This is a genomic window from Nitrosopumilus ureiphilus, assembly GCF_013407185.1.
Taxonomy (GTDB): domain Archaea; phylum Thermoproteota; class Nitrososphaeria; order Nitrososphaerales; family Nitrosopumilaceae; genus Nitrosopumilus; species Nitrosopumilus ureiphilus.
In genome coordinates, this window is the sequence record NZ_CP026995.1 from 232858 (window position 1) to 246913 (window position 14056).

At 34.4% G+C, this 14056-nt stretch carries 19 protein-coding genes and 1 tRNA gene; 14 read left to right on the forward strand and 6 right to left on the reverse strand.

Features of this window, described 5'->3' with window-relative positions; genetic code table 11:
• The first annotated feature begins 4 nt into the window (after positions 1–4).
• Positions 5–457, forward strand: coding sequence for a hypothetical protein (locus C5F50_RS01315; protein ID WP_179371933.1), 453 nt, complete (start codon positions 5–7; stop codon positions 455–457).
• Here C5F50_RS01315 and C5F50_RS01320 read toward each other — a convergent pair.
• Positions 454–1335 carry a radical SAM protein gene (locus C5F50_RS01320; RefSeq protein ID WP_179372863.1) on the reverse strand — a complete coding sequence of 294 codons (882 nt, stop codon included), beginning with the start codon at positions 1333–1335 and terminating at the stop codon, positions 454–456. The genes C5F50_RS01315 and C5F50_RS01320 overlap by 4 nt on opposite strands.
• Positions 1336–1434: 99 nt before the next feature.
• Here C5F50_RS01320 and C5F50_RS01325 point away from each other — a divergent pair, with 99 nt between their 5' ends.
• The 6 genes from C5F50_RS01325 (at position 1435) to C5F50_RS01350 (ending at position 6629) form a co-directional block, all read left to right on the forward strand.
• Complete coding sequence (locus C5F50_RS01325; RefSeq protein WP_179371934.1) at positions 1435–1737, forward strand: ArsR/SmtB family transcription factor; 303 nt, start codon at positions 1435–1437, stop codon at positions 1735–1737.
• 25 nt (positions 1738–1762) lie between these two features.
• Positions 1763–2047 (forward strand): DUF8036 family membrane protein, encoded by a 285-nt coding sequence (locus C5F50_RS01330; RefSeq protein WP_179371935.1) that lies wholly within the window; start codon positions 1763–1765, stop codon positions 2045–2047.
• A gap of 30 nt (positions 2048–2077) precedes the next feature.
• A complete protein-coding gene (locus tag C5F50_RS01335) occupies positions 2078–2521 on the forward strand; it encodes a hypothetical protein (RefSeq protein ID WP_179371936.1) in 444 nt (147 codons plus the stop codon).
• On the forward strand, positions 2511–2867 hold the full coding sequence (locus C5F50_RS01340; protein WP_179371937.1) for a reverse transcriptase-like protein: 357 nt from the start codon (positions 2511–2513) through the stop codon (positions 2865–2867). Before C5F50_RS01335 ends, C5F50_RS01340 begins: the two co-directional genes overlap by 11 nt.
• 65 nt (positions 2868–2932) lie before the next feature.
• Positions 2933–5029, forward strand: a complete 2097-nt coding sequence (locus C5F50_RS13150) for a 4-hydroxybutyrate--CoA ligase (RefSeq protein ID WP_179371938.1) — start codon at positions 2933–2935, stop codon at positions 5027–5029.
• A gap of 73 nt (positions 5030–5102) precedes the next feature.
• A complete protein-coding gene (locus C5F50_RS01350; protein WP_179371939.1) occupies positions 5103–6629 on the forward strand; it encodes a 4-hydroxyphenylacetate 3-hydroxylase family protein in 1527 nt (508 codons plus the stop codon).
• 208 nt (positions 6630–6837) lie between these two features.
• Here C5F50_RS01350 and C5F50_RS01355 read toward each other — a convergent pair whose 3' ends face one another.
• Positions 6838–7554 (reverse strand): signal peptidase I, encoded by a 717-nt coding sequence (locus C5F50_RS01355; protein ID WP_179371940.1) that lies wholly within the window; start codon positions 7552–7554, stop codon positions 6838–6840.
• A gap of 39 nt (positions 7555–7593) precedes the next feature.
• A complete protein-coding gene (locus C5F50_RS01360; protein ID WP_179371941.1) occupies positions 7594–8319 on the reverse strand; it encodes a PRC-barrel domain-containing protein in 726 nt (241 codons plus the stop codon).
• A 115-nt stretch (positions 8320–8434) separates the two neighbouring features.
• Here C5F50_RS01360 and trxA point away from each other — a divergent pair, with 115 nt between their 5' ends.
• Entirely contained in the window at positions 8435–8761 is a 327-nt protein-coding gene (trxA, locus tag C5F50_RS01365) for a thioredoxin (protein ID WP_179371942.1), read from the forward strand.
• Positions 8762–8826: 65 nt separating this feature from the next.
• Positions 8827–9357, forward strand: coding sequence for a zinc ribbon domain-containing protein (locus tag C5F50_RS01370; RefSeq protein WP_179371943.1), 531 nt, complete (start codon positions 8827–8829; stop codon positions 9355–9357).
• Positions 9358–9385: 28 nt separating this feature from the next.
• Here the strand turns inward: C5F50_RS01370 and C5F50_RS01375 are convergent, their stop codons facing one another.
• Positions 9386–9742, reverse strand: a complete 357-nt coding sequence (locus C5F50_RS01375; RefSeq protein ID WP_179371944.1) for a zinc ribbon domain-containing protein — start codon at positions 9740–9742, stop codon at positions 9386–9388.
• Between the two features lie 100 nt (positions 9743–9842).
• Between C5F50_RS01375 and C5F50_RS01380 the strand changes: the two genes are divergently transcribed.
• Positions 9843–10445: a hypothetical protein gene (locus C5F50_RS01380; protein ID WP_179371945.1), complete on the forward strand. Its 603-nt coding sequence runs from the start codon at positions 9843–9845 to the stop codon at positions 10443–10445.
• A 175-nt stretch (positions 10446–10620) separates the two neighbouring features.
• Here C5F50_RS01380 and C5F50_RS01385 read toward each other — a convergent pair.
• Positions 10621–10695 (reverse strand) — tRNA-Ala (locus C5F50_RS01385).
• A 75-nt stretch (positions 10696–10770) separates the two neighbouring features.
• Between C5F50_RS01385 and C5F50_RS01390 the strand changes: the two genes are divergently transcribed.
• The 4 genes from C5F50_RS01390 to C5F50_RS01405 all read left to right on the forward strand — a co-directional run bounded on the left by C5F50_RS01390 (position 10771) and on the right by C5F50_RS01405 (position 13808).
• Positions 10771–12162 carry a dihydroorotase gene (locus tag C5F50_RS01390; RefSeq protein ID WP_179371946.1) on the forward strand — a complete coding sequence of 464 codons (1392 nt, stop codon included), beginning with the start codon at positions 10771–10773 and terminating at the stop codon, positions 12160–12162.
• A 123-nt stretch (positions 12163–12285) separates the two neighbouring features.
• On the forward strand, positions 12286–12468 hold the full coding sequence (locus C5F50_RS01395) for a hypothetical protein (RefSeq protein ID WP_179371947.1): 183 nt from the start codon (positions 12286–12288) through the stop codon (positions 12466–12468).
• A gap of 93 nt (positions 12469–12561) precedes the next feature.
• A complete protein-coding gene (locus C5F50_RS01400; RefSeq protein WP_246282097.1) occupies positions 12562–13227 on the forward strand; it encodes a protein-L-isoaspartate(D-aspartate) O-methyltransferase in 666 nt (221 codons plus the stop codon).
• 92 nt (positions 13228–13319) lie between these two features.
• Entirely contained in the window at positions 13320–13808 is a 489-nt protein-coding gene (locus C5F50_RS01405; RefSeq protein ID WP_179371948.1) for an Hsp20/alpha crystallin family protein, read from the forward strand.
• Between the two features lie 19 nt (positions 13809–13827).
• On the opposite strand, the gene C5F50_RS01410 is transcribed toward C5F50_RS01405, so the two are convergent.
• Positions 13828–14034 carry a hypothetical protein gene (locus tag C5F50_RS01410; RefSeq protein ID WP_179371949.1) on the reverse strand — a complete coding sequence of 69 codons (207 nt, stop codon included), beginning with the start codon at positions 14032–14034 and terminating at the stop codon, positions 13828–13830.
• Between the last annotated feature and the right edge of the window lie 22 nt (positions 14035–14056).

The following is a 14056-nucleotide window of genomic DNA, read 5'->3' on the forward strand; positions in this document are numbered from 1 at the left end:
TACTATGAATAAGTTCGTTTTATTTTCAAGCATTTTGACTCTGACAATTCTTTTGTCTTTTTCTGTAGATTCAGCTTTTGCTCATCCACATTCAGGTAATATTTTGATCAATAATCATACTCATGAACCACAAACAGAGGTTATTCCAATTAATTCGATGATTGGACTAGAAAAATCAACGGTTTTCTTCCATGCTCCTCAAGGAAACACATTGCCATGGGGATTTGTTGAAGGAAAAGTAGCAAATCATGTTGAAGGATATCCTGTGATTATTCAAATCTTCAAAAATAATTATGCTGTTCATTTTGCACAGACTGATATTGGAGAAGATGGTGTTTATGAATACAAATTCAGAGTATTAAATTCTGACAAAAATCAAACCACCAAAATATTTGAAGGCGATTATTCCGTAAAGATATTCAAAGTTGTATATCTTAATCAAGAAAATCTAATTTAGAATCCACGTAGACCCTGTGGACGCATAATTTCTGGATGCTGCTTCATCCATTCTACTTTATCTATCATCTCTTGCTTGTCTTGAGGAAAAGTGCCTTTGATTGTATATGCATTTGAACCGTGATTTGCTCTAAAAACAATCTCATCTTTTGTATCAATCTGACTTAACAAGTCATGAAGCTCGTTTAATGATTCATCATCGTTAATTCTGATAAATTCTCCATTATACTTGTCGAGAAATTCTTGTTTAATTCCATTTTCCAAATATAGAGTAAGGGCACCTACATAATTTGGAGAACATGCGCTAATTACTTCAGCCGTTCCTTTGATGTGTTCTTTTGAGTCTTTTTTTCCTCCTAATCCCAAAATTACCATGCATGACATGATGTATCCTGCTTCTTTTGCTTTGTTAACTGACTTGATGATTGTTTTTGCAATAGCTCCTTTTGTTACTTTTTTTAAAACAATGTCTGAACCACTTTCAATTCCCAAATAGAACATGTCTAAACCTGCTTCATTCATCTTCTTTAGTTCTTCAGATGATTTTTTTAGAATGTTCATTGGCATTGCATAGCAAGAAATTCTTTCAAGATTTGCAAATTTTTCTTTAATGTGTTTTACAATTTTTATCATATACTCAGAGTCAAGATTTAATGCATCTCCATCTGCAAGAAAGACCCGTCTAGTATCTGGGAGATAATCTGCCATCATGTCAATTTCGGCTTTTACATCTTCCCATGGTCTTTCCGAATATTCTTTTGATCTATACATATCACAAAAAGAACATTCGTTAAATGAACAACCCAATGTAACTTGAAAAATTAATGATCTAGCTTCTGATGGTGGTCTGTATAACGGTGCATCATAATTTAACATCATATCTTTCAAAGAAATTTGCTTGATTCTGTTTTTATACTTTCTATTTTGATTCAATCCCAAAATACCTTTTAGTGGTAATCCAGAAGAAATCCATAACTTATGGCAAATGATCCTGATGCAAAAAGACTACTTTGGTTTGTTTTCGCAGGTTCACGTGGAGGGTTAAATCGATTAAAAATTATTTCAAAATTAAAGGAAAAACCATTCAATACTAATCAACTAGCAAAAGAGATGGGTTTGGATTACAAGGCTATTCAGCATCACATTAGAGTTCTTGAAAAAAATAATATGATTAGTAAAATTGGAGAAAAATACGGCGTTGCATACTTTATCTCTAACTTTCTTAAAGTAAATATGGAGACATTTGAAGAAATTGAAGCGAAATTGGACAAAAGTAAATAAAAGCTCTAAAGGTGTTTTTGACTAAATGGAAACTACTTCTCTAATCTTATCTGTTGTTTCAATTGCAAATATGGGGATATTGGGAATTCTAATTGCTATATTTGGTAACATGTACAGTAAGACACGTGCACAGCTTCCATTAGGTATGATTGTAGTTGCAGGTATGTTGTTTTTGCATAATGTCATTGGTTCTCTTGCATATTTCTCAATGGAAGAGATCTTTTCTAATGAAATATTCCCATACATGTTAGGAGTGGGAATTGCAGAACTTGCAGGCTTGTTGATATTCCTTAAGATCACTTTAGATTGAGTTTAATTGTAACAGACAAAATCAAAAAATATGTTACAAGAGTATCTCAAGCTTAACAAAAATATTCTAATTGCATTTGCAGCATCAATCATTATTTCTGCATTAATTGCACAGATTTTGTCTGAACAGACAGACTATCTAAACACAACATATACCACAATTGCAGATTATGTGATTTATTTTTCAGTTTTTAGCGGATTGTTTTATTTGGATAATAGGAAAAAATATCGTTTAGCATCTGGACGTACTGATACTGCAAAACTAAAGGGTGATCTCAAAAAATTGGTGACATCCCTAGGAATTGCAGAAATTGTCTATACAGTTGTTAGATGGGTTTTGCAGTATTATCTTTTGACAATTAATTATGATCCATACTTGGCATCAATTGCATCGCAAGGAATATCAACAATCATTTACATGATAGTAGTTAATCTAAGTGTGAAGATTACGAGGTTGTACAAAGATGGGAATTAGTGTTTACGTGGATGGCTCTGGCGGCCCTAATGGAGGATTTGGATTTTTTGTAAAAGAAACTGGAGAATCATTTTATGAAAAAAAACCAAAAATTACAAACAATCAGGCTGAATATATGGCAATAATTTCTGCATTAAACAAATTTGTTGATTCAAATGACGAAATTACAATTTTTAGTGATTCCAAAAATACTGTAAACCAATTGAATCATGAATTTGCAATTAATAATGAACAACTCCGAGATCTTGCCCGTGAAGCTTGGAATGTAATGGGGAAAATTTCTAATCTTTCAATTATTTGGATTCCACGAAAAGAGAATCTGGCAGGAAAGATGCTGGGAAGCTAAAAACATATAGATCAGAAATTTCTATGAATAACTTTATTATACAAAATCCTTAGATTCAATTAATCATGGCAGAATCTGTAATTTTATCACCCAAATCAATTGCTGTCATAGGGGCTTCTGACAAAAGAGGAAGTGTCGGTGCTACAATCACCTCTAATATTATGAATGGTTTCAAAGGTTCCGTTTATCCAATTAGTCCATCACGAGAAACAGTATTTTACAAAAAAGCATACAAGAGTGTTTTAGACGTTCCAAAATCAATTGATCTTGCAGTTATTGTTATTAAAAATACGCTCGTTGCACCTGTCTTAGAAGAATGTGGTAAAAAGAAAATCAAAGGAGTAATTATCATCACTGCAGGTTTCAAAGAAGTGGATGAAGAAGGAGCAAAACGAGAACAAGAACTAAAAGATATTGCTAAAAAATACAAAATTCACGTCATTGGACCAAACTGTCTTGGTGTGATGAACCTTGATCCAAAAACAATGATGAATTCTACATTTCTTAAAGTTACACCAAAGTCTGGAAAAATTGCACTTGTATCTCAAAGCGGTGCAATATGTGCAGCATTAGTTGAGGATGCTAGTGCCCAGGGAATAGGTTTCTCAGCAGTTGTAAGTCTTGGAAATAAAGCCGTAATGAGCGAAGTTGATGTTCTAAAGATTCTTGCAAACCACAAACAGACCGAAGTTATTGTAATGTATCTTGAAGACATGGGGGATGGTCAAGAATTTCTTAAAGTTTGTAAAAATATTACTAAAAAACTCAAAAAACCTGTTCTTGTGCTCAAATCTGGACGTAGTCCAGAGGGTGCAAAGGCTGCAATGTCTCATACTGGAGCCTTGATGGGTTCAGATGAAATCTATGATGCATTACTAAAACAATCCGGTGCAATTCGAGTTGATACTATGGAAGAACTCTTTGATTACGCTACTGCATTTTCAAAACAACCATTGCCAACAGGCGGTGATCTTGTTATCGTGTCAAATGCAGGTGGTCCTGCAATCATCTCTACTGACGCATGCTCTAAAATGAAAATCAAAATGGCAGACATTACTAGCGTTAGAAAAAAAATCGATGAAGTTATTCCACCCTGGGGAAGCTCTAGAAATCCAGTTGATATCGTAGGTGATGCTGATTTTAATAGATTCCATAATGTTTTAGATAGAGTCCTAAAGCATCCACGAGTTGGTTCTGTTATATCCATGTGTACTCCATCTGGAACTCTCAATTATGACAAACTTGCTGAAGTAATTGTTGAAATGTCAAAGAAATACAAAAAAACAATGCTTGCAAGTCTGATGGGACTAGACGAAGGAATTACTAACAGAGAAATTTTAGCTGATGGTAATGTTCCATATTATACATATGCAGAAGGTGCAATTAGAACACTTTCAGCAATGATTAGATTTTCTAATTGGATTAAAGCTCCAAATGGAAAAATTACTAAATTCAAAGTAAACAAAGCTAAAGCAAAAAAGATCTTCGATAAAGTCAAAAAAGAAAAGAGACCAAATCTTCTAGAAGAAGAAGGGCAAGAAGTTCTCAAAGCATATGGATTGCCGTTACCTCAAAGTGCACTAGCTAAAAATGAAGCAGAAGCAGTAAAGATTGCCAAGAAGATTGGTTATCCTGTTGTAATGAAAATTGCATCACCTCAGATTATTCATAAATCTGATGCTGGTGGTGTTAAAGTAAATATTACAAACGATGAAGAGATCAAAGATGCATTCAAAACAATTGTCAAAAATGCTAAAAAATACAACAAGAACGCCGAGATTAAAGGAGTTTTGATTGTAGAGATGATAAAAGGTGGCAAGGAACTAATCATTGGTTCAAAACTTGAACCCGGTTTTGGTCCAGTAATTATGCTCGGAATGGGAGGAATCTATGTCGAAGTTCTTAAAGATGTTACATTCAAACTTGCACCAGTAACTGATATTGAAGCTGATGACATGATAGCCTCAATTAAAACTCAAAAACTACTACAAGGAGTTAGAGGTGAGAAACCATCTGATATTGCAAAACTCTCTGAATGCATTCAGAGATTGTCTCAACTAGTTTCTGACTTTAAAGAAATCAAAGAGTTAGACATGAATCCGGTACTAGTCATGGAAAAGGGTAAAGGCTGTCGTATTCTTGATGTCCGAATAGGACTCTGATCGCAATTCATTCCTAAAATTTACTCAATACGCTTTTAGAATATTTATACAACATCAAAACCAATATTGTTAGATGGCTAATGTCTTGAAGACGATTAGGACAGGCAATGATTATATTGAAAGTCTCAGAGGTAGAGATCTCAAAATTTATCTATTTGGAGAACTAGTAAAAGAACCAGTAGACCATCCAATGATTAGACCGTCAATTAATGCAGTTGCTGAGACTTATGATCTTGCAGTCAGAGAAGAAGAATTAGCTTCTGCAAATTCATCTCTTACTGGATTGAAGGTTAATCGATTTTTACACATTGCAGAAAGTGCACAAGATTTAGTTTTACAAAATAAAATGCAAAGAAAACTAGGACAAAACACTGGAACATGTTTCCAGAGATGTGTTGGAATGGATGCATTAAATTCTTTGCACTCTACAACATTTGAAATTGATGAGAAACATGGAACAGATTATCATAAAAGATTTTTAGAATTTGTAAAGATGGTTCAAAAAGAAAATCTTGTAATCGGTGGTGCAATGACTGATCCTAAAGGTGATAGAAGCAAAGGACCTGCAGAACAAGATGATCCAGATCTGTTTACAAGAATTGTAGATAAAGATGAGAAAGGAATCTATGTTTCTGGTGCAAAAGCGCACCAAACTGGCTGCATTAACTCACATTGGATTATTTTGATGCCAACAGTTAGACTAACAGAAAATGACAAAGATTGGGCAATTGTTGGAGCAATTCCGGCTGATGCAAAAGGTGTTACTTACATCTATGGTAGACAATCTTGTGATACTCGAAGTATGGAAGAAGGCGACATTGATGATGGTAATGCAAAATTTGGTGGACAAGAAGCATTAATCATTTTAGATAGAGTGTTTATTCCATGGGACAAAGTTTTCATGAATGGTGAATATGAGTTTGCATCCATGCTCATAGAGCGTTTTACTTGTTATCATAGACGCAGTTATGTCTGTAAAACGGGACTTGGCGATGTACTAATTGGTGCAGCTGCAACAATTGCAGATTACAATGGAGTTCCAAAGGTATCTCATATCAAAGACAAAATTATTGAAATGACTCATCTTAATGAGACTATCTTTGCTGCAGGACTTGCATCTTCCCACCAAGGCCATAAGATGAAATCTGGTGTTTACCTAAATGATGATATGCTTGCTCAAGTTTGTAAACATAACGTAACTCGATTCCCATATGAAATAAGTAGACTTGCACAAGACATTGCAGGTGGTCTAGTAGTAACTCTTCCATCTGAAAAAGACTTTAGACATCCAGAAGCAGGACCACTACTCAAAAAATACCTAGCAGGAAGAAAAGGCGTTGATGTTGAAAATAGAATGAGAATATTGAGATTAATTGAAAACATGACTCTTGGTAGAAATGCCGTTGGATATCTAACAGAGTCCATGCATGGTGCAGGTTCTCCTCAAGCACAACGAATCCAGATTCAAAGACAGATGCAAGTAGGATACAAAAAGAATCTTGCAAAGAATCTGGCAGGAATTACAAACGATGTTGAAGAACCACATGAACCCTCTGAATACTTTAAGCGACTCTTCAAAACTAAAGAATCGATTCTTTAAAATCATTTCAACTTAGATTGACACTATTAGATATTCAAACCAAGATTTTTTACTAATTCATAAATGATTCTACTCTTGAAACAGATAATTTCTGAGGATCCTTTTTTAGTAAATTCGACGTAATGATACTACCAAGCAAGCAGGACGATCTATTGCTTGAATCTAAAGCATATGTGAACCTGTTTGCTTGAATTTTAACGAATTTGATTCATTCTTTCTTTTTCTCATCTGTATTGTTTTCTTCAACAGATTTTTCTATACCTTCTAATTTTTTTTCAATGTCTTCTGATGTCTCCCCATGTTCTGATGTCTCCCCATGTTCTGAATATTCAGAGTCTTTCTCTATTTTATCAATGTCAGATAGATCTTCAATAATATCTGGATTTTCTGAGTTTATGGGATCGGTGAATGTGAGTTCTTTTTCATTTTTCTTCTTTACCATCTGTTTTACAACCATGATACCTATCACAACTGCAATTATGACATAGTTGATTGGTGGTTTTAGTAACTGTGTGACATATCCAACTTGTGGAATCGTATATGCTACTTTTCCTATGTATTCTTCTTCAGTAATTGGAAAATCAGTTCCAGGAATAGATGCAGGATTTGCATCACCTTTTGTTCTAATTGTTTTAGGATCATCATCAATAATTGATGCAACTCTATGTACAATTACTCGATTGTGATCAGATGGCCGATTAAATACAATGATGTCTCCTATTTCAATATCTTCAAAAGGTTCGTGTCCTTGTACTACTAGTACGTCGTATACTTGTAAAACTGGAATCATACTTCCACTTGCAACTACATAAAATGGGTTTTGTGTTCCAAAAGCAACTTGTAATCCTATCCAAATAATTAAAACTCCTACGCCTACAATGATAATATCTTTGATAACTCCTTTAGAGATGGATCTTTTTGCCAATTACATTATCGCCTTAGTATCATTGATTAAATTTGTTAGCTAGATCTTGGTTCCACATTCTTCACAAAATTTAGAACCCTCCTTATTTCCAAAACCACAATTAGAGCATTTTCCAGGCTGAGACACTTCTTCTGGATTTCCTAAAAGAATAATTTCTCCAATCTTTTTGATATTACTCCATGGGACACTACCTTCAGTACTATCATTTTTAGTAATTACTAGAACCATTGATTGTGTAGAATCAATTCCCACTTGTTTTGCAGTTCCGATCTTGTTAGCATTTTCATCATATACTCCTCTTCCTTCAATTGAACTAACTGATGTTGCTGGATCTGGCTGTGTAACTGTTTGCTGTGGAGTTTGCACTTTAGGTTCTACAACTTGTTGTGGTGCACTTTCAACTGTAGGTTCTAATGGTTTTGCAACTCCAACATCTCCAGTTTCATCTTGTTTTCTAAATTCTCTGTATTCTGCAATTGATGCATTACATGAATTGCAAATGTATTGTCCTTTTTCATATAGGATGAGATTCTCTGCAACTTCTTCATTGGGATTTTCAAATTCTATTTTTGGAGAACCTTCAAATTCTTTTTCACAAGTATTGCAAAAATGTTTAGTAATTCTTTCAGCTTCTAATCTTCCGATTGGTGCTAAAAACAGATCTGGCCCGCCTAGGTTGCCTTTCATCTGTTGTTCATCTGTAACTGTGGCCATAACATAGCCTCCGGAACCTCGTAATTTCTTTAATCTAAGTTCTGAACTCATGTCTGGGTTTTGTCAAAACGTCATTTAAGTATATATGAAATTTTATTCCACAACAAAAAATATGGTGTAAATTCTGGTGAACATTTTTAGGTACGTTTAACTCAATATCATTACAATGGGAATTACTCAAATTTCAGATGCAAAATCATGGGAAATCAATGTGATAAACTCTGACGTTCCTGTATTTGTAGACTTTTGGGCCGAATGGTGTGGTCCATGTAGAATGGTAGGTCCAGTAGTTGAAGAATTGGCTAATGACTATGACGGCAAAGTAAAATTTGTCAAGGTTAATGTTGATGAGGCCAATGAATTGGCATCTAAATACAACGTCTTTAGTATTCCAACCTTAATCCTCCTTAACAAAGGCGAAATAGTCAGCCAGCAAGTAGGTGCAGCTTCTAAAGAATCATACAAAAATATGATTGATAGAGCACTTGCATAAACTCAAACACGTTTTCCTCTTTTTTGATCCTAAAGTAATTAATATTCCAAAACTTTAGTGGGAATATGTCATTTGGTGAAGTAGACACTCTAAACATGCTGTTTGATAAACTACAAAGTTTATTTGATGAATCTCAAGGTTACTATGAATCATTTCTGGATACTAATAACATGTACAAAAAAGGCCAACTCAGTGACAAAGAATTCTTCCAAAAACTAGGTGATTACACAGTAGCATATTCTGCATTAGAATTTCTTGCAATCAAAGTAATATTTGAAATGAAAAAATCTATGGGCACAGGTACAGGAAGCACACAGTCTCCTGGTTTGATGCCTGGAATGGGAAATCCTGGAATGATGGCAGGTGGCATGGGAATGCCGCCAAGAGCAGGAACTGCACAAAATCCAGTAGGTGGAGGTCCACCAGGAATTGTTTCTGCACAAGAAGTATTTGGAGATGTTGGAACTTTACCATCCCCTGATCCATCTTTGATGCCACGTCAAAATACGCAAAATGTTGGCAATGGATGTTCTTCATGTGGTGCCACATTAAGATCTAACGCAAAATTTTGTACAAAGTGTGGCGCTAAAGCATAAAATTAGTTGAAAAAATCTTTTCTTATTTTTATTGTGTTGTACCACATTCAGGACAGAACTTTGCAGTAGCAGATAAACTAGTTCCACATTCTGAACAAAACTTTCCATCTGATTGAACTTCATTGTAGGCATTTCCTACAACTGCTGAACTTCTTACTGCTCCTGATGGTTCGTATTTCTCATCATCAATTAAGACTGGTTGAAAGTCTTGTTCTGTCAAATATGTCATCATTCTTGGAATTCCTTTCCCTTCATTTTTTGGATCTGGTATTGAATCTCCTAACCAAAATGCAAATCTCATTAAAGTTAATTCTGGTGTAGAGAATGCTAAAGTATGCTTTGACATGTAATCTTGTGCAGCTTTTTTGCCGTCAAAAACTTCCATGATGCTTATATTTTTTATTTATGTATAATAGTTTCTGGAATAGCATTCATTCGAAATGTTTTAACCAAATGATGCCACTAATGTATACGGGTTAAGGGGCATGGGTATAGGTGACTTTAAAGAAAAGCTAATTGTGATCGGATTTCTTATAGGGCTATTTTTACCTCTAAGATTGGTTTTTGTAGAATATGTTTCTGATCAATGGCTAGGTAATTTTGGCCTAATTTCCGGATTAGGAATTACTCTACTCATTTTAACAAAAAAAGGACGACTGGGAAAAATTGGCAGTATTTTGGAAAAGCAAATGAAAAAGACAATTTTTGGAAAGACTGGAAAATATGTAATTGGAATCTCTATTCTATCTTTACTATATTTTGGTAGTTCGATATTTTTCATGGAGAGAGGTGAATCTGTTTTCTCTGAGGACAAGGCTATGTTTTATGATGCTATAGTTTCAAACAATGACTTGAATCAACTAAATCCAAACAATCTAAAAAACATCCATATTGTTTATGATTCTGATAACAGAATTTACTCTACATTTGACTATGCATTCTCAATTACATACGCGATAATGAATGAGTTTTCTAGTGGGTGGCTAGAGCATTTGTATTTTATTTTACTTGTAGAGCAAGTTGAAATTTTAGGAATTTTCCTCTTTTGTCGTATCTTTTCAAAACCAATTGTTTCAACACCTGCCTAATTTTCGGATAAATCAAACACCATACTAAGTGTAATAATTAATGTGAAAAATTGTGAGAATTTACATTCCAATTAGGCCATCAAGAAAAACTGTTTCTGATGATGCTGATGACGATATTGATGAATGGTAATTAAAAATAACAATCAAACCATTGTTAATTTAATTTCAAAAGTTTTGGTGGACCGGGAGAGAATCGAACCCTCGACATCCTCGTTGCGAACGAGGCATTATACCCCTAAATCACCGGCCCAATGAACTATCTCTTAGAGCTGTGCTTTTATTCATTTTCTCAACGCATAATAGACTGCAAGCATAATGTTCTCATATGACGTATGATGCTGTGATTACTGATTCACACGTTATTCTTCCTCAAGGAATGGTTGACAAAAATATCATAATTGATGACGGAAAAATAGTTGGATTAACCCATGATACTCCTGCATGTGATAATAAAATAAATGGAAACGGATTGATTTCTGTTCCAGGTCCAATTGACACTCATGTTCACTATGGCGTTTATTCTCCGATTAATGAAGCAGCAAAAACTGAATCTCATGCAGCGGCAATTGGCGGAATTACAACTATGATGAGAATGCTAAGACTGGGAGATTCATTTACAAAATCATTACAAGCTCAGCTTGATGCGGCATCTAAGAATCATTATGTTGATTATGCAATCCATGCTTCAATTTTCACTAACGATCAAATTAATGAGATGAATTTTTGTGTGGATAAAGGAATCACGTCTTTTAAAATTTACATGAATCTAGGTGGTGAAATTGGTCACGTATACATGGATATGCCGCCTGATTCATTTGATCTTGTAGCAGCTCAGGTAGACGTAACCGATGAAATAGTTGAGCAAACAGTAAAGACTGCCGCATTACTTGGTTGTCCAGTACTAGTTCATGCTGAAGACTATGAGTCATGTGGCTGTGGAATTAAAACTGCAAAAGAGAAAAAACAAGACGGATTGCATGCCTGGTCTGAAAGTCGTTCCCCTGAATTTGAGGCAAAAGCAATCAAAACAGTATCTAAATTTGGACGCGATTATGGCTGTGTGATTTACTTTGTACATATTGGCTCTGAGCGAGCACTTGCACAGATTGAAGAAGAGAGAAAACTTGGAACAAAAATTTTTGTTGAAACCTGTCCACACTACCTTACTCTATCTTATGAGAAACAACAAGGATATCTTGCTAAAGTAATGCCTCCAATAAGATCAGAAAAAGACTCCAAGGCAGTTTGGAGTGCTTTATCAAATAATTTGATCAACACAATTGGTACAGATCATGTTGCAAATCAACTAAAACTCAAACTTGGAGGAGATGATGTGTGGAGTGCACTTGCGGGTTTTCCAGGAATTGGAACAGTGCTTCCAATACTACTCAATGATGGAGTAAATCAAAACAGAATAACCCTTGAACAATTTGTAAAATTTACTAGTCAAAATGCTGCTCAAATCTTTGGAATGTATCCACAAAAAGGAACTCTTGAGAAAAATTCAGATGCAGACATTACCATGATAGATTTAAAAAAAGAAAAAAAGGCCACATCTGATTTGTTTGGCGGATTCTCTGATTATATTGTATATGAAGGAAGAAATCTAAAAGGATGGCCTGTAAAGACAATTGTACGGGGAGAAACTGTTGCTGAAAATTTTGAGGTTATTGGTAAATTGGGTCATGGCAAGCTAGTTGAGCGAAAAATCAACTGATTCTTTATGAAATGTGAGCGGAAAAACCACAAACCCTTCAGGGTTGGGATGAGAGCGAGCACACCACAACTCAAAGCAAAACACAATCAAATATTCAAATAAAATATGCGTGTAAGAAAACCAATGACATATGATACCGCAGGAACTGTGGGAATCATCAAAATACAAACGCCTGAGTCTGAAAAGACAATTCCCGACCAAGGGATGCGAGAGCCACAACCACAAACGTCTGCGAAAGCAACTTTGAGGCTCGATGAAGCAGGAAGCCACGATGCTTTAGTAAGTGGTAGTTCACGAATACTATAAGACATGATAATTCTGAAACAAAATCCTGAATTTTAAAATCATTTAGAACAATTTACAGAGTGTTTTAATTGGAAAAAATACCAATTACATTAATTGAGAAAAAAATCCATTGAAAAAAAATATCAAACAGCATTAAATGACTTGATTAATTATTTAAAAAATTCAAGATTTCTTAATGATAAAAAAGTAGAAGATGCATTTAGAAATATTCCAAGACATGAATTTGTTCCATCATCAGAATTAGACTATGCGTATTACAATGAACCATTACCAATCAAAAAAAACCAAACAATTTCCCAGCCAGCAGTAGTTTCAAGAATGACTGAGTGGCTGGATATTAAGCAAGGACAAAAAATTCTTGAGATTGGTACTGGCTCTGGATGGCAGACTGCGATTCTCTCTTACTTGGTAGGCCAAGGGACTGTTTATTCTGTTGAAATTAAATCCGAACTTGTAAAGTTTGCACGAGAAAATTTAGAAAAACTAGGAGTGGATAATGTTGATGTTATTTTGAGTGACGGTAGTATTGGATATTCCAAAGCCTCGCCATATGATCGAATAATGATTACTGCTGCTTGTACTGAAATTCCTTTGCCATTACTTGATCAATTAGCAGATGGCGGATTGTTAATTGCACCAGTAGGTGATTCTTCTCAATCATTAGTATTATTACAAAAGACTAAAAAAGGAATTGTTGAAATTAAAAACGAATCACATTATGTCTTTGTTCCATTATTAGGAAAATTTGGCAAAAAATAATTAGAACAAAATTTCATTAATATACAATTTCAGATTCATTTTTGAGAATCTAGTTCATACATTAAGTACTACAAAAAAAAAAACAGTACATCATGGCTACTAAAAAAGTACCAAAGAAAGCATCACATGGAATATCTCCATGGCATTCTAGTTGGGAAGAAATGGACAAAGCATTTGTAAATTTTAGAAGGGATCTTGAAAAGTCATTTTCATCATTTCCTGCAATTTCCATTCCTAGATTTCCAAATATACAAGAAACTTCATGTGATGTTATTGATGAGGGAAAACAATTTCGAATAAAAATGAACGTTCCAGGAGTTCAGAAAAAAGACATCAAGCTAAATGTAACTGATAACTCCATAGAAGTCTCTGCAGAACACAAAGAAGAATCTGAAGATAAGAAAAAGAACTATCTTAGAAAGGAACGCAGCCATGTTTCCTATTTCAGAACACTTCCACTCTCAGAAAAAGTAGTTTCTGGACAAACAAAGGCAAAACTCACAGATGGTGTTTTGGATATCATACTGCCCAAATCAAAACCAACAACAGTACAGACAAAAAAATCCGTCTCTGTACAATAATTTTTTATATTTTTTAAAGTTATTTTGATTCTATAAAAATAACCTCCACTAGATCATTATTGCTTCTTTTAGTTACGGTATCTCTATTTGCATTATGATAATTTTGTAGATGAGCTTTTCTTGTTTTTATTTTGTATTGTCTGCATAATCTGCAAAAATATGTGATTTGTCTTTCTGATTTGGGTTTTGATTGAATCTCATCTGACTGAAAAGTTGCAATTTGCATTGTCGAGAACTTCACTCTTTTC